Below are 18,954 nucleotides of genomic sequence, written 5' to 3' on the forward strand. Positions count from 1 at the left end.
CCCGTTTGCGACGAGCCCTGCCGGGCGCGAAATGGTCGCCATTATAGGGCGGCCATCGCCCCCGGAAAACCGCTTTGGTTCACGCCGTCAACGGCAGGCGGCGCTGACGCGTTCCGGTCAGGGCAAACAGAGCATTGCCCAGCGCCGGAATCACCGGCGGCACACCCGGCTCACCAACGCCGGTGGGCTCGACCTCACTGTCCACGATATCCACAACTACTTCGGGTGCCTGATGCAGCTGCAGCAAGCGGTAATCGTGGAAATTGCTCTGGCGTACTTCTCCGTTATCAAAGTTGATTTCGCCGTACAGGGCGGCGGTCAGGCCGAACAGGATGCCGCCGGCAATCTGATCTTCAACGATTCTGGGGTTAACCACCTGTCCACAATCCACACTGCAGGTGACTTTATAAACCTTGATTTCGCCATTCTCGATACCGGCCTCAACCACCTGAGCGACGTAGGTTCCAAAACTCTTGAACAAGGCCATACCCCTTGCCCTGCCCTCCGGCGCCGGTTTGTCCCAGCCGGCAAGCCTGGCGGCACGATCCAGAACCTCACGGTGGCGCGGCTCGCTATCCAGCATCTTGCGGCGGAATTGCACTGGGTCTTCGCCGGACTCATGGGCCAGCTCATCCATAAAAGTCTCAACCGCAAAGCCGTTGTGAGAATAGCCCACCGAGCGCCACCAGGTAATCGGTACGCCCGGGTCGGTGTGGGTATGACGGACGCTGATATTCGGCACCTGATAGGGGTAACCCACGGCACCTTCGATGGCCGAAATATCCTTCGGCGTGGCGATGCCCTCGGTCATCAGGCCCACCTTGCCCAAGGTGTCGTAGAGAAACTTGGGTGCCCAGGGATATTGGGCCGGTGCGGCATTGCGAACGTACCAGTCCAGCACCTGCGGGCCGACAATCTGATGATGCCAGCCGGTCAGTTCACCATCGTTCAGGCTGCCCTTCATCCGGTGCAACATAGCCGGGCGCAAGAAGCCGTGACGGGTGTCTTCTTCCCGGGACCAGATCAGTTTGACCGGGACTTTCAGTTGAAAGGCGACAGCTGCAGCTTCTTCGATGTAGTCCTGGGTCAGCCGACGACCAAAGCCTCCGCCCAAAAACGTGGTGTGGATATTGACGTCGTCGGGTGACAGGTCCGAATGCCTGGCAGCGGCAATCCGGCCCAGATCCGGGGCCTGAGTGGGCGCCCACACGTCCATGCCGCCGTCGTGGTACCAGGCGGTAGCGTTCATCGGCTCCATGGTGGCGTGAGCAAGATACGGCTGTTCGTATTCGGCTTCGACGACCTGCCCGGCTTGCGTTGCCGCCCGGTCGACATTGCCTTCGGACCGTTCGTTCACGCCGGGGTCTTTACTGGCTGCCTGCCGATACCCGTCAAAAACCTGTTCGGTCGAGGTATCCAGAGCGTCAGAAAGGTCCCAATCGACCTGCAGTGCCTGCTGAGCTTTTCTCGCCTGCCAGTAGCTGTTCGCCACCACCGCAACACCGCGCTCGGTGACAAAGGCATCGCGCACACCCGGAAGACCTATAATGTCGCTCCGGTTAAACCCGGTAGCCGCCCCACCGTAGCGTGGGCTGCGTGTCATCACCGCATAGACCATGTCCGGCAGTTCCACGTCCATCCCGTAGACCGCGGTACCGGTGACTTTGGCGCGGGCATCCAGCTTTTTGGTCTGACGGCCGATGTACTTCCATTCGGATCTCGGTTTGAGCGAAACGTCGCCCCGGATCACTTCCTTATCAGCCAACTCAACCAACTGGCCGTAACGCAGCGAATCAATACCGTTCGGGTGGATTACCCGGCCATCCTGAGTGGTGCAGCGATCGGCCTCGACCTCCCACACTCGCGCTGCCGCCATAACCAGCATCAATCTGGCAGACGCACCCGCCTCGCGCAGTGGTTTCCAACTGGAGGCCAAGCTGGTGCTACCGCCGGTAAGCTGCAACCCGAACAGCGGGTTGCGATACTCTGGAGCCACCGGGGCAAACTTCACGGTAATTCTACCCGGCTCGACATCCAGCTCTTCGGCGACCAATGTGGTCAAACCGGTGTAGGTGCCCTGGCCCATTTCCACCCGGGCCAGGGTAAACACGATATCGTCATCTTGGGTCAGTTCCAGCCAGACATCCGGCTTCCACTCGCCGGTATTCGGTTGGAAGCCGGTCTGCACGCTGGCGCAGCCCGGAATCGATACCGCCAGAATCAGGCTGCCAGACGCGCCGGTGCTGACTTTCAGAAAATCTCGTCGATTCATGGTCATGTCAGGTATCCTCCCCGGCGGGCTCGTAGTGCCCTACGCCGCCAGCAACGGCTTCCACTGCTGCCACAATGCGCGCATAGGTGCCGCAGCGGCACAGGTTGCCGGTCATAGCGGTGACGATGTCTTCACGGGACGGCGATGGGTTGTTCGCCAGCAGGTGCGCCGCGGTCATGATCTGGCCAGACTGGCAATAGCCGCATTGAGGCACGCCCTCGTCAATCCAGGCCTGTTGCAGCGGGTGCAGCTGACCTTCACTCATCAGCCCCTCAATGGTTGTGATGTCGGCACCATCGACCATTTCAACCGGTGTTGAACAGGAGCGCGCAGGCTGACCATTCACATGTACGGTACAGGCTCCGCACAAACCGGCACCACAACCAAACTTGGTGCCTTTAAGCCCTATTTCATCTCGCACCACCCACAACAGGGGCGTGTCGGGGGCAACATCAACGGTGTGCCTATGGCCATTTACTGTCAGGCTGAACGCCATGGGCCGCTCCTTTTATTGTTTTGCTTGAAGACGAACCGGTTATTTGACAACTTCTTTGCCATCTTTATCTACCCAAATCTTGCGGTCGCCGGTATTCATTTTGCCTTTGGAATCCCACACTTCACGGTCTTCCGTGGCGCTTTCCACCTTGCCTTTGTCATCCCAGATCACCCGATCCTTGCAGCCGGACAACACCAACAGGCTCATCAACACTACCAGAGTTATAGAACGCTTGTTCATGATCACTACCTCGTAAGGCACTCGCGCGATTCGCCGGCGCCATGGGGCTTACCGGCGGTTATGAATTTCCCGGTTATTCTGTTTGTCACCGTCGCTTTTGCGCACCATGACATAAACCGCCCCCGTGCCGCCATGGTGTTTCTGGGCCGAATGAAAGGCCAGTACACTGTCCAGTTCTGGCAACCATTTGGCCAGGTGACTTTTCAGTTGGGCAATACCATCCGGGTTTCGTTCACCTTTGCCGTGCAGAATGATCACCGACCGCAGCCCATAGCGGACACAATCGTTGATAAACCCGAACACTTCGCGGCGAGCCTGCTCTACCGTCATCCGGTGCAAATCCAGCCTGGCTTCTATCGGGTACTGCCCCAGCCGGAGCTTTTTGAACACCCCGTGCTGAATACCCGGGCGCATCCAGCTCAGCAGATCATGGGCGGTCAAGGGTTCTACCATGTCGGACGTCAGCGGGTTCAGATCCCGAACCGGCGTTTCGACCGCGGATTTTTGTCGCTCCATATGCCCCGGTGTCAGCTCTCTGAGGGCCGACACCTCGGCACGATTCGGCCTCCGGATTCGCCGGACATCCTTCATCTCTTCAAGAAACGCCAGGCGCTCATCTTTACTGGTCATGAGTGAAACTGCTTCTGGATTGACAAGTATCAGAACTCTACCACCGCAAGGGGCTACCATAAAGAAAAGCCCACTGCGGCTCTGCGACGAAAATCGTAGGGCAAAACACGCGACCGCTGGACTACACTTCAGGCAGACAACAATAACGAAGGAGCATCTGCCAAGGCCGACCAGCTCTGACCTACGATGGATTGCGATATGGCTGCAGCAAATCAGGATATGACCCGCCCCCAGAACACCCGGGCCATTATGACGTTCCTCAGGGAGCATTCGCCCTTTTCCAGCATGGATGACACTCACCTGGCCCACTTTGCAGAGCATGCCACCCTGCGATTCTATGCTGATGAGGATGTGGTGTTGTCACCGGATGAAGGCGTGGTTAAACGCTTTTACATCGTCAAACAAGGTCGGATCCGGGGCGAGCGCCACAACGAGAAAGAAGACCGGGCGGAGACCACCTTCGAGATCAGCCAGGGCGAGTGTTTCCCACTGGCGGCGCTGATCGGCGAACGCCCGACCCGAACCCTGCACCGGGCCGACGGCGACACTTTCTGCCTTAGCATTGAACAAAAGGCCTTCATTACGATCTTTTCGGAGAGCGAACCTTTTCGCGACTTTTGTCTGCGGGGCGTCAGTAGTCTGCTGGATCAGGTCAACCAGCGCATCCAGTCCCGCGCCATGGCCTCAATCGGGTCAAGCAACAGCCTGGACACGCCACTGGAACGCTACGCCCTGCGCAATCCGATTGTGTGCTCGCCAGATTTGCCGGTGCACAAGGCGGTGGCCCGGATGCATGAAAACAACGTCGGCAGCATCATTATTACCGACGACAATCGCCATCCCACCGGCATTTTTACACTGCGCGACCTGCGCACCATGATTGCTGAAGAAAAGGGATCGTTGGACACTCCTATTCGCCAGGTGATGACAAAAGACCCTTGCCGCCTGCCGGCCACCGCCGATGCCTTTGAAGCCGCCCTGCTGATGGCTGAGCATCATTTCGCGCATTTATGCGTGGTTGATGATGAGGACTTGTTGATCGGTGTTGTCTCGGAAAGAGATCTGTTTTCTTTGCAGCGTGTGGATCTTGTCAATCTGGCCCGAACCATTGGCACCGCGACCCACCTTCGCACTCTGGTCAGTTTGCGAGCCGATGTGTCCAGGCTGGTCGACTCCATGCTTGCCCATGGCGCCGACTCCGGGCAAGTGGTGAAGATCATCACCACCCTGAACGATGTGACGGTACGCCGCGTGTTAGAGCTCAACCTCAAGAAGCATGACCCTGGCATTCCTTTCACCTGGCTGACCTTTGGTAGCGAAGGCCGACAGGAGCAAACGCTGCTGACCGACCAGGATAACGGCATCCTGTTTGAAACCCCCGAAGGCATGACCGATCAAGATGTGCGCGACAAACTGCTGCCTTTTGCCCGCAAGGTCAACGACGAGCTGGCTGAGTGTGGGTTCACTCTGTGCAAAGGCAACATCATGGCCAGCAACCCCAAGCTGTGCCTGAGCGATCGCGAGTGGGATGACTGGTTCATCAGGTTTATCGATGCCTCTACCCCGCAGAATCTGGTGTACTCCTCAATCTTTCTGGACATGCGTGCAGTTTTCGGCCCCACCGAGCCGCTTCATCGTCTGCTGAAGAAGGTTCTGGAGCGCATTCGCAAAAACGCCCTGTTCCAGAAGATGCTGGCAGGCAATGCCTTCCAGCGTAAACCGCCATTAACCATGTTCCGCAATTTCCGTTACCTGAACGACGAGAAGAAACACGTTCTGGACCTGAAACGCCAGGGTCTGGCGCCATTTGTTGAGTCGATCCGGGTGTTTGCCCTGGCCAACGGCATTGAAACCGCGAACACCCTGGAGCGGATGGAGCAGCTGTCAAAGAAAGGCGTGTTTGACGCCAAAGACGCCAACGCCTGGAAAGAAGCTTACAGCCTGATCCAGGCAATCCGGATGCGCGCCCACCAGGAAATGCTGGATAACGGCGAAGAGCTGACCAATTACATTGATCCGGATGACCTGAACCCGCTTGACCGCCGGATTCTCAGGGAATCCTTCCGCCAGGCGCAACGACTCCAGCAAAAGCTGGAAGTCACTTACCAACTCTAGGTGTCCGAATCACCATGTTTGAACACATAAAGCAGTGGCTGGCGCAGCGCCGGAGTGGTGTGACCGGAGATCATGACCCCGAGCATTTGCCCACGCCAAAAACAGTGGATGATCAGCAGCTGTCGCGTTGCCGGCTGGTTGTGCTGGATCTCGAAACCACGGGGCTTAACTCCTCCAAAGACGAAGTCATTGCGATTGGCGCGGTCGCCATCGAGGGCGGCGTCATCCACCTGAACGATCAGTTCGACCTGATTCTGCGAAGGCCGGAATTGGACATCCGGGAAACCGTGCTGATTCACGGTATCGGCACCGAGGCCCTGACCCAAGGCCACGAAACTGAGGACGCCCTGCTCTACCTTCTGGAATGGATGAATGGCGACCCGGTGCTCGCCTACCACTCAGCCTTCGACCAGAAATTCCTAGAGAAGACCCTGAAAGCACAACTCGGGTACACCCTGCCCCATGTCTGGATGGACGTTGCGGAGCTGTTGCCAGCGTTTTTTCCGCACGCCGACGTCAAAGGCCGGGGCCTTGATCACTGGTCTGACTATTTCCGACTCGAAGTTAGTGAACGGCATCACGCTGCGGCCGATGCGCTTGTCACCGCCGAACTGACGCTGGTTGCGCTCAACAAAGCACAGAAAAACGGCGTCAAAACCCTTAAAGAACTGGTGGAAAAGCTGCATTATCAACGCCGTTTAAAGAATATGCACCGCTATTAGCCACCCTCGATCAGGCAGTAGTTGCCTGCCCTGCTAATAGGCAAGTTACTGAGAGTTAGACCATTTGCCAATATCCATTAATCTGTTGACCGGTAAAGTCAAAGGAGACAACAAGTCGGAGAAGTACTATATGAATAATAAATTCTCTATCCGCAATAACCCACAGAAAATCCACCGAACCTCCACAACAACAATACAGGAGTGATTTGTATGTCAGGTCATAGCTACGACGCTGAGAACTACTGGAAGGCGAACCTTCGCCTGATCTTCGGGAGCCTGATCATCTGGGCTCTGGTCTCATATGGTTTTGCCATTCTGTTACGCCCCATGCTTGCCGGTATTCCGGTTGGCGGCACGGATCTTGGCTTCTGGTTTGCCCAGCAAGGCTCGATTCTGGTCTTTATGGTTCTGATTTTCTTCTACGCCTGGCGCATGAATAAAATCGACGAAAAATTCGGCGTACACGAGGAGTAAGAATCAATGAGCCAATTTGCAATTAACCTCCTCTTCGTAGGGGGCTCGTTCCTGATCTATATCGGCATCGCTGTCTGGGCAAAAGCCGGTAGTACCAGTGATTTCTATGTCGCTGGCGGCGGTGTTCACCCGGTCACCAACGGTATGGCCATTGGTGCCGACTGGATGTCTGCGGCATCCTTCATCTCCATGGCGGGCCTGATTGCCGCCGGTGGTTACGCCAACTCCACCTTCCTGATGGGCTGGACCGGCGGTTACGTTCTGCTCGCGATGCTGCTGGCACCGTATCTGCGCAAGTTCGGCAAGTTCACGGTTCCGGAGTTCATCGGTGATCGTTACTACAGCCCGAACGCCCGCCTGATTGCGGTTGTCTGCCTGCTCGTAGCATCGCTAACCTACGTTATCGGCCAGATGGCCGGTGCCGGCGTTGCCTTCTCTCGCTTCCTGGAAGTAGAAGCGACTAACGGTCTGATGATCGCTGCAGTGGTGGTCTTCATCTACGCCGTACTCGGTGGCATGAAGGGTATTACCTACACTCAGGTTGCCCAGTACTGCGTGCTGATCGTCGCCTACACCATTCCGGCCGTGTTCATCTCCCTTCAGCTGACTGGCAACCCGATTCCGGGTCTGGGCATGTTCTCTACCCATACTGAATCCGGCCTGCCGCTACTGGAAAAACTGAATCAGGTCGTCACCGATCTTGGCTTCCGGGAATACACTGCGGATGTGGACAACAAACTGAACATGGTTCTGTTTACGTTGTCCCTGATGATCGGTACTGCGGGCCTGCCCCACGTTATCATCCGCTTCTTCACCGTACCCAAGGTGTCTGACGCGCGCTGGTCCGGCGGCTGGGCTCTGGTCTTTATCGCCCTGCTGTACCTGACCGCTCCGGCTGTTGCCTCCATGGCTCGTCTGAACCTGATGACCACCATTTATCCGGAAGGCACATCTGCTCAGCCAATCGAGTACGACGCTCGCCCGGCCTGGATCTCGACCTGGGAAGAAACCGGTCTGATCACCTATCAGGACAAGAACAACGACGGCCGCATTCAGCTGTACAACGATGCTAATGCCGACTTTGCTGATACGGCCGCTGCGCGTGGCTGGGAAGGCAACGAGCTGGTCGTTAACAATGACATCCTGGTACTGGCCAATCCGGAAATTGCCAACCTGCCTGGCTGGGTTATCGGCCTGATTGCGGCGGGCGGTCTTGCTGCCGCACTGTCGACTGCGGCCGGTCTGTTGCTGGCCATCTCCTCAGCGGTCAGCCACGACCTGATCAAAGGCCGGCTCAACCCCAACATCAGTGACAAAGGCGAACTGCTGGCAGCGCGGATCTCCATGGCCGTGGCCATTGTGGTTGCAACCTGGCTGGGGGCAAACCCTCCGGGCTTCGCGGCACAGGTGGTCGCACTGGCGTTCGGTATTGCCGCCGCCTCACTGTTCCCGGCCTTGATGATGGGCATCTTCTCCAAGCGCGTTAACAACTATGGCGCAAGCCTGGGTATGCTGTCAGGCCTGCTGTTCACGCTGATCTACATCTTCGTGTTCAAAGGTTGGTTCTTCATTCCGGGAACAGCTAACTTCCCGGATACCGCTGAGTACTGGGTATTGGGTATCTCCCCGCTGTCCATCGGTGCGATTGGCGCTCTGGTTAACTTTGCGGTAGCCTTCGGGGTATCGAAAGTGACCGCAGAGCCACCCATTGAAATTCAGGAGCTGGTTGAAAGCGTCCGTTACCCTCGCGGTGCCGGTGGCGCACAAGACCACTAAACGGTAAGACAGCCTGACTCATTGCTCGCAATGACGAGCTGAGACCGAACGGGCTTCCTCACTGAGGGAGCCCGTTCTTTTTTTTGAGGATACCCATAGTATGTTCTGGACTTTTGTTGCCACCATTATTTGTGGTCTTGGTGCGGCCGGTATCGCCCTCGGCATTCGTGCCGCCACGGCAAAACGTGCGCCGAGGTGGCTGATACCGGTATTTGCCGGTGCCGGCATGCTCGGCTACCTTGTCTCTGGCGAATACACCTGGTTTGACCATAAACAATCTTTGTTACCCGAAGAAGCTGTCGTCGTTGCCACCGAGCAGGAAACAATCTTCTTCCGGCCTTGGACCTTCGTGTTCCCTTACGTCACCGCTTTTTCGACGGTCGATACCAGTGGCTTCCGCCAGGACACCGACGACCCCGATATCATTCGCTTTACCCTCTATCGATTCGAGCAAACCGTCACCGATGCGGTGTCACACCGGGTTCACCTGATTAACTGTCAGAGCCGAGAGCTGGTGCCTCTGAGCAACGATGGTGCGCCAAGGGTGGATAACATGAAGCTGCTGGAGGCGACTGACCCTCTGTATCAAACTGTCTGCGGCAGCTGATAGCCGACAACCGGATAACAACCAAACATGATTAGCGCCTGGCTGCTGATATTCATATCGATTAGCTACATTTCCCTGCTTTTTGTGATCGCCTGGGCCGGCGACCGGCATCCGGGTTTGTACCGTCGCAGGCTGGCGCGAACTCATATCTATGCACTGTCATTGGCGGTGTACTTTACGTCGTGGACCTTCTACGGCGCTGTCGGCCGGGCCACCCAGGAAGGCTTTGCCTTTCTGCCCATTTACCTTGGCCCGTTACTGGTATTCCTGTTTTTTGCGCCCCTGCTGCGGCGAATCATCCACATCAGCAAACGCAACAACAGCACTTCGATTGCTGACTTCATCGCCTGCCGTTACGGCAAATCCCAATTACTGGCCGCCATGGTCGCCATCTTCGCACTCATAGGTAGCGTGCCGTACATTGCGCTTCAACTGAAAGCCATTGCCCTGGGCTTTAATGTGTTGACAGCCGAGGGAAGCGGCTACCAGGAACTGAGCAGCGCCGCCTGGAATGACTCTGCCTGGTACATCACCCTGGCCCTGGCAGTGTTCACGGTGCTTTTTGGTACCCGCCACCTGGAATCCACCGAACATCACCGCGGCATGATCCAGGCCGTCGCTTTTGAATCTCTGATCAAGCTGGTCGCTTTTATCGCAGTCGGTCTTTTCGTCGGCTATGGCCTCTACAACGGTTTTGGTGACCTGTTTACCCGGGTCAAGGATGCCGACTTGTTGGGCACTCTAACCACCGATGCTCTGGAAACACCGGCGTTTATTACCCAAACCCTGGTGGCCATGCTGGCCATCATCTGTCTGCCCCGCCAGTTTCACGTCATGGTGGTGGAAAATGCCGATCACAAGGATTTCGAAATCGCCCGCTGGGCCATGCCGATCTATCTGGTCATCGCCAGTGCCTTTGTATTGCCCATCGCTGCGGCCGGCCTCCTTAACTCCGATCTGGCGGGCGGCGATCCGGACATTATCATCCTGCAGTTACCGATTCACGCTGGCCAACACTGGCTTGCCGTTCTGGCCTTCCTCGGTGGTGGTTCAGCTGCGGCCGCCATGGTTATTGTCTGTTCGGTAGCGATTGCCACCATGGTCAGTAACGAGATCGTCATGCCGGGTTTACTCCGTTACTTCCGGCCGGGTATGAACCGCAGAACCGATCTGAGTTATCTCCTGCTCACCATTCGCCGCGTCGCGATTTTTGTGGTGCTGTTCACCGCCTATGGCTTCTATCGCATGGCCGGTGCCGATTACAGCCTGACGGCGTTCGGTCTGCTGTCGTTTGCGGCAGCCGCACAGTTCGGGCCAGCACTGGTGGGCGGTATTATCTGGCGTCGGGGCAATTTCAACGGTGCTGCCTGGGGTCTGGGGCTGGGCTTCCTGATGTGGTGCTACACCCTGCTGTTACCGGCGCTGGTATCCACCGGCTGGATCTCCAACACCCTGATCGAACAGGGCCTGTTCGGCCTCAACTGGACACGTCCCACGGCGCTTTTTGGCTCGGAGCTAGATCAAATCAGCCATGGCATACTCTGGAGCCTGGGCATCAATACCGTCACCTATGTATTGCTATCACTGATCACTCGGCAGCGCATACGGGAAAAAATTCAGATTGCCGCCTTTTTCCAGGAGGCCCATCCCAAGACGGACAGTGCGCACCACCAGAGCTGGCAGGGCGAAATCCTGACCTCAGACCTGCAGGCACTGGCAGACCGTTTCATGGGTGAAGAACGCTCCGAAAGCGTCTTCCGTAACTACGAGCGCAGAAACGCCATCCGGCTATATCCCCATCGGCCGGCATCCACCCATTTAATGAAGTATGTTGAACGCCAGCTTGCCTCGGTGATTGGCGCGTCAACTGCCCGAGTGGTACTGGAATCCACCCTCACCGGCCGCGACATGCAGATCGAGGATGTCGTCAGCATCGTTGACGAAGCCTCTCAGGCCATGACCTTCAGCCGGGAACTGTTGCAGTCGGCGATAGAAAACATCAGCCTGGGGGTCTCGGTGGTTAACCATCAGCAGCAACTCGTGGTCTGGAATCACCGTTATCTGGAACTGTTCAACTATCCGAAGGGATTTGTTCGGGTAGGACGTCCGGTGGAAGATCTGATGCGCTATAACCTGACCAATGCCAACCTGTCGGCCAGACGCATCGACGAGATCATTGAAAATCGTTGCGAGAGCATGCGTGGTGGTAAACCGATGTCTTATGAGCGACAGCGCCCGGATGGCACTGTGGTCAGGGTTGACGGCAGCCCCATCCCCGGGGGCGGGTATGTGACCACGTTCCAGGACATCACCGCGATGCGCCGCACCGAGCAGGCGCTCAAAGAGACCAACATCTACCTTGAGCAACGAGTACGGGAGCGCACCCAGGAACTCCAGGTTATTAACGAACAAATGCTCAAGGCCAAGTCGGTTGCTGAACAGGCTAACCATAGCAAGACTCGCTTTCTTGCCTCAGCCAGCCATGACCTGCTGCAACCTCTGAATGCCGCGCGTCTGTTCACTTCTGCGTTGTCAGGTAAGGTTATCGCGGGTGATACCCGTGAGCTGGTCGAACACATCGACAGCTCCCTCGGGGCTGCGGAAGAAATCATCAGCACCTTGCTCGACATTTCGAAACTCGACGCCGGCGCTCTCGAACCAGATATCGGCGCTTTCCCTGTTAACGAGCTGCTGCGTCATCTCGCCACCGAATTCTCGGCCATTGCCAAGGATCAGGGTCTTGATCTGCACGTCGTGCCCAGCACCGCCTGGGTGCGCTCAGACGCCAAGTTATTGCGCAGGGTTGTACAGAACTTTTTATCGAATGCCACCCGTTACACCGCAAGCGGCAAGATTCTTATGGGCTGCCGTCGCCTCAAGGGCTATCTGCGCATTGAAGTGTGGGACACCGGCCCGGGCATGTCCGAAGATCAGCTCACCCATGTTTTCGAAGAATTCCGCCGGTTCCAGCACGGGCGCGACAAGAAGGGACTGGGGCTCGGCCTGGCCATCGTGGATCGAATCAGCGGTATGCTCAATCATCCAGTCACCGTCCACTCCATTCAGGGCAAAGGCAGCGTTTTCGGCATCACGGTTCCCATTGCCCCACCCGACCTGAGCCGGGCCGAAGTGAACAAACCTGGTGCCAGTTCACGGCGGGTAGCCAGTCTGGGCGGCCTGCATGTACTGTGTATAGATAACGATGCAGCCATTCTTCACGGCATGGTGGCACTGCTCGGCAACTGGCAATGTGACGTAACTGCCGCCGAAAGCCTTGAGGACGCGCTGGCAAAAGTGGCAGACCGGCTGCCAGATATTATACTTGCCGACTATCAGCTGGATGATAACCGCAACGGCCTCGATGCCATGGACAGCATCAGAGATCAACTTGGCCACGGCATACCCGGCATCCTGATTACCGGATACATGGCGCCAGAGGTGCGCGAGGACGCCACAAGCCGTGGCTACCAGGTACTCTATAAGCCGGTTAAGCCGGCCGCTCTGCGGGCCCTCGTCAACAAACTACTCAAACAGAAGCGCGCATGAACCAGCAGACTGACAGAAAAGACGCGATCAACCCGTTTGGCAAACTGACTTTTCTGGTTGTTGATGACTTCGAAAACTTTCGCCTGTCGATGCGGCAGATGCTCCGAAGCTGCGGTGCAGACAAGATCGAGCTGGTCGGTCATGCCACGCCCGCCGTTCAGTATTGCACCTACAATCATGTTGATGTCGTGCTGTGCGATTACAACCTGGGCGAGGGAAAGAACGGTCAGCATATACTGGAAGAGTTGCGGCACAAGAAACTGCTTAATCGTTCCTCCCTGTTCCTGATGGTGACGGCCGAAACCTCCAAAGAAATGGTAATGGGCGCCCGTGAGTATCAACCCGATGGCTATCTCACCAAACCTCTGAACCGGGCCATGATCGAGAAGAGGCTGGGGGCGCTCATTCAGCAGCGTAACGCCTTGCTACCCATCACCCGTGAGATCGATCACGAGAATTATCCTGAGGCGATCTCGCAATGTCTCCAGATGATGCCAAAGCAGCCCAGATACAAAACCTGGCTGATGAAGACACTTGGAGAGCTGTACTTTCTTGTCGGCGATTTGTCACATGCCCTGAAAATCTATGACGATGTTCTGGCCCAACGAGAGTTGTCCTGGGCCCGTCTCGGCCGTTGTAAAATACTTCTCAAAAACCGGAACTTTGATCAATCTGTTGAGGGCCTGAAGGCACTGATCGAAAAGCACCCGGATTACATGGAAGCTTACGACCTTCTGGCCGAAGGCCTCGAAAAGCAAGGTAAATCGATACCCGCACAACAGATTCTCGAAAAAGCCGCCGAGCATTCTCCCAACGCCCTGCTACGCCAGAAACATCTGGCAGAACTCGCCGGAGCAAATCAGGATATTGACACGGCATCTCAGGCCTGGCGCCAGACCGTTGCCCTTGGTACCTACTCGATTCACGACAATGCTGATCACTATCTGGCATTCGCCCACAGTCTGTCAGACCTCAGTGAGGGACATGAAGAGGACGGTGCTGGGCACGCTTCAGAAGCTCTCAGCGTGCTATCCCGAATGGAAAAGCGATTCACCGATGATGAAACCATCTCCCTGAAGAGCCGGATAGTGCAATGCCGCGTGCACGTAGGACAAGCCAATCACCGGGAGGCCGAAAAGCTGTTAGCGAGCATCAAGGGTGATCTGGAGCACATGGAAGAACTCCCCGCTGATCTCGGTCTGGACTATGCAAAGACCCTTTTTCGCATGGGGCATAACGATCAGGCCAAGTCACTGTTAACCAATCTGGCGGCACGGTACGGCGATAACGCGGAGATTTTGCAAAAAATTGAAAACCTCCTCGATGAGCCAGTCGGATTCCGTCAGAAAATTGAAGCCCGAAGCCATAACCGTGAGGGTATCAAGGCGTTTGAGTCTGGCGACCTGGATCGTGCTATTGAGGCATTTAGTAACGCACTGGCCATAGTGCCCGATCATACGGCGCTGAATCTCAACCTTGTTCAGGTGTTGGTCAGAAAACATGACCAGTCACCAGCTGACCGCTCATTACTCTCACGCTGCCAGGCGCACCTTCAAAGGCTTGAAACACTGCCTGAGCAACATCGTCAACATCGCCGGTACCTCGCACTGACCAGGAAATTGAAAGGTATGACTGAATGACTGACCATAATATTGATTTCTCCATGGTGCTTGCCTCAGCCGTCCATGACATGAAGAACTCCTTGGGCATGCTTCTGAATACCGTTGATGAACTTAGGATCGAACACGAGTCAACGCTCGCCGGCTCCGACAAATTCAATATGCTGCAGTATGAAGCCGAGCGTATGCACAACGACCTCGTGCAACTGTTGGGAATTTATCGGCTCGGCGAGAACAACTTGTCTGCCCACATCGATGAGCATTTTCTCCCGGACTTCCTTTCCGACCACATGGCTCGCCATATGCCCTTGCTTGACGGACTGGGCATTGAGTATGTGATCGAAGCTGACGAGATCAATGGTTTCTTCGATGATGACCTACTGACAGGCGTGCTGAATAACACCATCAACAATGCCATTCGCTACACCGAAAACAAGATACGCCTGACCGCGCGTGAAGAGAAAGGCTACCTGGTGATTGGCGTCGAGGACGACGGCAAAGGATATCCTGAAAGCATGCAACATACCGGCACCCTGAGCTTTAAATCGCTCGATTTCAAAAGTGGCAGTACCAGCCTGGGGTTATTCTTCGCATCCTCTGTCGCCAAGCTCCATCGCGAGGGAGAAAAAACCGGATCCATCAAATTACGCAATGGCGGGAGATTCGGTGGTGGTGTTTTTGAAATCTGGCTGCCTTAAGGTGCCTGGAACTTATGCCTGAATTCAGTGCACCAAACGAAAAAACCCCCGACAGCGGTGCTATCGGGGGTTAGGGTATTAAGAGTCTGACGATGACCTACTCTCACATGGGCAGAAGCCACACTACCATCGGCGCTGGTCTGTTTCACTGCTGAGTTCGGGATGGGATCAGGTGGTTCCAGACCGCTATAGTCGTCAGACAAAACGGTTGATCACTGGGGGACGAGATAGAACGTGTGATGTTGATTTCGATGTTGCTTAGCGTTATCCGCAATTGTCTTGGGTGTTATATAGTCAAGCCGCACGAGCAATTAGTACTGGTTAGCTCAACGCCTCGCAGCGCTTACACACCCAGCCTATCAACGTCCTGGTCTTGAACGGCTCTTCAGGAGGCTCAAGGCCTCAGGGAGATCTCATCTTGGAAGGGGCTTCCCGCTTAGATGCTTTCAGCGGTTATCCTGTCCGAACGTAGCTACCGGGCAATGCCACTGGCGTGACAACCCGAACACCAGAGGTTCGTCCACTCCGGTCCTCTCGTACTAGGAGCAGCTTTCCTCAAATCTCCAACGTCCACGGCAGATAGGGACCGAACTGTCTCACGACGTTCTAAACCCAGCTCGCGTACCACTTTAAATGGCGAACAGCCATACCCTTGGGACCGGCTTCAGCCCCAGGATGTGATGAGCCGACATCGAGGTGCCAAACACCGCCGTCGATGTGAACTCTTGGGCGGTATCAGCCTGTTATCCCCGGAGTACCTTTTATCCGTTGAGCGATGGCCCTTCCATACAGAACCACCGGATCACTATGACCTGCTTTCGCACCTGCTCGACGTGTCTGTCTCGCAGTCAAGCGGGCTTGTGCCATTACACTAACCGCATGATGTCCGACCATGCTTAGCCCACCTTTGTGCTCCTCCGTTACGCTTTGGGAGGAGACCGCCCCAGTCAAACTACCCACCACACAGTGTCCTCATCCCCGATAAGGGGACCAAGTTAGAACCTCAAACATGCCAGGCTGGTATTTCAAGGTTGGCTCCACCAGGACTGGCGTCCTGGTTTCAAAGCCTCCCAGCTATCCTACACAAGCATGTTCAAAGTTCACTGTGAAGCTATAGTAAAGGTTCACGGGGTCTTTCCGTCTAGCCGCGGATACACCGCATCTTCACGGCGATTTCAATTTCACTGAGTCTCGGGTAGAGACAGCGCCCCCATCGTTACGCCATTCGTGCAGGTCGGAACTTACCCGACAAGGAATTTCGCTACCTTAGGACCGTTATAGTTACGGCCGCCGTTTACCGGGGCTTCGATCAAGAGCTTCGCACGAATGCTAACCCCATCAATTAACCTTCCGGCACCGGGCAGGCGTCACACCGTATACGTCCACTTACGTGTTTGCACAGTGCTGTGTTTTTAATAAACAGTCGCAGGGGCCTGGTATCTTCGACTGGTTTCAGCTCCACCCGCAAGGGGTCTCACCTACCACCAGCGTGCCTTCTCCCGAAGTTACGGCACCATTTTGCCTAGTTCCTTTACCCGAGTTCTCTCAAGCGCCTTGGTATTCTCTACCTGACCACCTGTGTCGGTTTGGGGTACGGTCTCGAATAGCCTGAAGCTTAGAAGATTTTCCTGGAAGCATGGCATCAATGACTTCTCGCCCTAGGGCAATCGTCGTCGCGTCTCAGAATTGTGGGCCCGGATTTGCCTAAGCCCACTCCCTACACGCTTAAACCGGGACAACCGTCGCCCGGCTCACCTAGCCTTCTCCGTCTCTCCATCGCAGCTATCCAAGGTACGGGAATATTAACCCGTTTCCCATCGACTACACCTTTCGGTCTCGCCTTAGGGGCCGACTCACCCTGCGCCGATTAGCGTTGCGCAGGAAACCTTGGTCTTCCGGCGTGGGAGTTTTTCACTCCCATTGTCGTTACTCATGTCAGCATTCGCACTTCTGATACCTCCAGCATGCTTCTCAACACACCTTCGCAGGCTTACAGAACGCTCCCCTACCACGCATCTTGCGATGCATCCGCAGCTTCGGTGACCAGTTTGAGCCCCGTTACATCTTCCGCGCAGGCCGACTCGACTAGTGAGCTATTACGCTTTCTTTAAAGGATGGCTGCTTCTAAGCCAACCTCCTAGCTGTCTGAGCCTTCCCACATCGTTTCCCACTTAACTGGTACTTTGGGACCTTAGCTGGCGGTCTGGGTTGTTTCCCTCTTCACGATGGACGTTAGCACCCACCGTGTGTCTCCCGGATAGTACTCACAGGTATTCGGAGTTTGCATCGGGTTGGTAAGTCGAGATGACCCCCTAGCCGAAACAGTGCTCTACCCCCTGTGGTATTCGTCCGAGGCGCTACCTAAATAGCTTTCGGGGAGAACCAGCTATCTCCGGGCTTGATTAGCCTTTCACTCCGATCCACAAGTCATCCCCTGGCTTTTCAACGACAGTGGGTTCGGTCCTCCAGTTGATGTTACTCAACCTTCAACCTGCTCATGGATAGATCGCCCGGTTTCGGGTCTATGCCCAGCGACTAATTCGCCCTATTCAGACTCGGTTTCCCTACGGCTCCCCTAAACGGTTAACCTCGCCACTGAACATAAGTCGCTGACCCATTATACAAAAGGTACGCCGTCACAGAACAAGTCTGCTCCGACTGCTTGTACGCATACGGTTTCAGGATCTATTTCACTCCCCTCACAGGGGTTCTTTTCGCCTTTCCCTCACGGTACTGGTTCACTATCGGTCAGTCAGGAGTATTTAGCCTTGGAGGATGGTCCCCCCATATTCAGTCAACGTTTCTCGTGCGCCGACCTACTCGATTTCACTAGACTCAGGTTTCGGATACGGGGCTATCACCCACTATGGCGGCACTTTCCAGAGCCTTCTCCTACCAGTTGTCTAGCTTAAGGGCTAGTCCCCGTTCGCTCGCCGCTACTTAGGGAATCTCGGTTGATTTCTTTTCCTCGGGGTACTTAGATGTTTCAGTTCCCCCGGTTCGCCTCTTACACCTATGTATTCAGTGCAAGATACCTAGCCGAAACTAGGTGGGTTTCCCCATTCAGAAATGCCCGGATCACAGCTTGTTTGCCAGCTCCCCGAACCTTATCGCAGGCTTCCACGTCTTTCATCGCCTCTGACTGCCAAGGCATCCACCGTATGCGCTTAGTTGCTTGACTATATAACCCCAAGACAACTGATCTGTACGCCACCACAAACAAGAGCCCCGACTCCACCGAAGTGAAACCAGCTTTCTCATCCAGGATGAGGTTCAGAGACAGTCGCTCGAAGTCATATACAACCACTTCAACGACAACACCGGATAACGCTTGAAATCGTTATCACATTGAACCTATTTCTCTCGGAGATAATGAGAAAAATAGTTTCGTGTTCTATCTCGTCCAATTTGTTAAAGAGCAAATCTGACCCAGTGATCAGAAAGGAAGATTTCATCAATCTGAAACATTCGTTTCTGTACACTGCTAACCGTAGTTAGTCAGTTAATATTTGGTGGAGCTAGGCAGGATCGAACTGCCGACCTCCTGCGTGCAAGGCAGGCGCTCTCCCAGCTGAGCTATAGCCCCAGTAAGCTATGTCTAAAATCGTTCAGATCAAGGCATCGAATGGCGCCGCATAGCCTGCTATGCAAGTCATTCGATAACGCCGAACTGGGCGATTTTGGTGGGTCTGGGTGGACTTGAACCACCGACCTCACCCTTATCAGGGGTGCGCTCTAACCACCTGAGCTACAGACCCG

Annotated in this window: 12 protein-coding genes, 2 tRNA genes and 2 rRNA genes; 8 read left to right on the forward strand and 8 right to left on the reverse strand. The window is 55.5% G+C overall.

Going from position 1 to position 18,954, the window contains the following annotated elements; translation table 11 throughout:
* Positions 1 to 79: 79 nt before the first annotated feature.
* Genes C7H08_RS03145 through smrA form a run of 4 tightly spaced genes read right to left on the reverse strand, consistent with a single transcriptional unit; the run spans position 80 to position 3,638 of the window.
* Positions 80 to 2,278 carry a xanthine dehydrogenase family protein molybdopterin-binding subunit gene (locus C7H08_RS03145; RefSeq protein WP_106670327.1) on the reverse strand — a complete coding sequence of 733 codons (2,199 nt, stop codon included), beginning with the start codon at positions 2,276 to 2,278 and terminating at the stop codon, positions 80 to 82.
* A 1-nt stretch (position 2,279) separates the two neighbouring features.
* Entirely contained in the window at positions 2,280 to 2,768 is a 489-nt protein-coding gene (locus C7H08_RS03150) for a (2Fe-2S)-binding protein (RefSeq protein ID WP_106670328.1), read from the reverse strand.
* Between the two features lie 39 nt (positions 2,769 to 2,807).
* A complete protein-coding gene (locus tag C7H08_RS03155) occupies positions 2,808 to 3,008 on the reverse strand; it encodes a hypothetical protein (protein ID WP_106670342.1) in 201 nt (66 codons plus the stop codon).
* A 48-nt stretch (positions 3,009 to 3,056) separates the two neighbouring features.
* Positions 3,057 to 3,638 carry a DNA endonuclease SmrA gene (smrA, locus tag C7H08_RS03160; RefSeq protein WP_106670329.1) on the reverse strand — a complete coding sequence of 194 codons (582 nt, stop codon included), beginning with the start codon at positions 3,636 to 3,638 and terminating at the stop codon, positions 3,057 to 3,059.
* Between the two features lie 198 nt (positions 3,639 to 3,836).
* Between smrA and C7H08_RS03165 the strand changes: the two genes are divergently transcribed.
* The 8 genes from C7H08_RS03165 to C7H08_RS03200 all read left to right on the forward strand — a co-directional run bounded on the left by C7H08_RS03165 (position 3,837) and on the right by C7H08_RS03200 (position 15,195).
* Entirely contained in the window at positions 3,837 to 5,753 is a 1,917-nt protein-coding gene (locus tag C7H08_RS03165) for a putative nucleotidyltransferase substrate binding domain-containing protein (protein WP_106670343.1), read from the forward strand.
* Positions 5,754 to 5,767: 14 nt separating this feature from the next.
* Positions 5,768 to 6,475, forward strand: a complete 708-nt coding sequence (locus C7H08_RS03170; protein WP_106670330.1) for a 3'-5' exonuclease — start codon at positions 5,768 to 5,770, stop codon at positions 6,473 to 6,475.
* A 210-nt stretch (positions 6,476 to 6,685) separates the two neighbouring features.
* A complete protein-coding gene (locus C7H08_RS03175) occupies positions 6,686 to 6,949 on the forward strand; it encodes a DUF4212 domain-containing protein (protein WP_106670331.1) in 264 nt (87 codons plus the stop codon).
* Positions 6,950 to 6,955: 6 nt separating this feature from the next.
* Complete coding sequence (locus tag C7H08_RS03180) at positions 6,956 to 8,725, forward strand: sodium:solute symporter family protein (RefSeq protein ID WP_106670332.1); 1,770 nt, start codon at positions 6,956 to 6,958, stop codon at positions 8,723 to 8,725.
* 100 nt (positions 8,726 to 8,825) lie between these two features.
* A complete protein-coding gene (locus C7H08_RS03185) occupies positions 8,826 to 9,332 on the forward strand; it encodes a hypothetical protein (RefSeq protein WP_106670333.1) in 507 nt (168 codons plus the stop codon).
* A 27-nt stretch (positions 9,333 to 9,359) separates the two neighbouring features.
* The gene (locus C7H08_RS03190; RefSeq protein ID WP_106670334.1) at positions 9,360 to 12,878 is read left to right on the forward strand and encodes a PAS domain-containing hybrid sensor histidine kinase/response regulator; all 3,519 of its coding nucleotides are present in this window, start codon (positions 9,360 to 9,362) and stop codon (positions 12,876 to 12,878) included.
* Positions 12,875 to 14,518 (forward strand): tetratricopeptide repeat-containing response regulator, encoded by a 1,644-nt coding sequence (locus tag C7H08_RS03195; protein WP_106670335.1) that lies wholly within the window; start codon positions 12,875 to 12,877, stop codon positions 14,516 to 14,518. The genes C7H08_RS03190 and C7H08_RS03195 overlap by 4 nt, the downstream gene beginning before the upstream one ends.
* On the forward strand, positions 14,515 to 15,195 hold the full coding sequence (locus C7H08_RS03200; RefSeq protein ID WP_106670336.1) for a sensor histidine kinase: 681 nt from the start codon (positions 14,515 to 14,517) through the stop codon (positions 15,193 to 15,195). Before C7H08_RS03195 ends, C7H08_RS03200 begins: the two co-directional genes overlap by 4 nt.
* Before the next feature lie 84 nt (positions 15,196 to 15,279).
* Here C7H08_RS03200 and rrf read toward each other — a convergent pair.
* The 4 genes from rrf to C7H08_RS03220 all read right to left on the reverse strand — a co-directional run bounded on the left by rrf (position 15,280) and on the right by C7H08_RS03220 (position 18,953).
* A 5S ribosomal RNA gene (gene rrf / locus C7H08_RS03205) occupies positions 15,280 to 15,395 on the reverse strand.
* A gap of 90 nt (positions 15,396 to 15,485) precedes the next feature.
* Positions 15,486 to 18,376 (reverse strand): 23S ribosomal RNA (locus tag C7H08_RS03210).
* A gap of 329 nt (positions 18,377 to 18,705) precedes the next feature.
* A tRNA-Ala gene (locus tag C7H08_RS03215) sits at positions 18,706 to 18,781 on the reverse strand.
* Between the two features lie 95 nt (positions 18,782 to 18,876).
* Positions 18,877 to 18,953: transfer RNA gene (locus tag C7H08_RS03220), tRNA-Ile, on the reverse strand.
* Between the last annotated feature and the right edge of the window lies 1 nt (position 18,954).

The sequence above is a fragment of the Marinobacter halophilus genome (assembly GCF_003007685.1).
Classification (GTDB): domain Bacteria; phylum Pseudomonadota; class Gammaproteobacteria; order Pseudomonadales; family Oleiphilaceae; genus Marinobacter; species Marinobacter halophilus.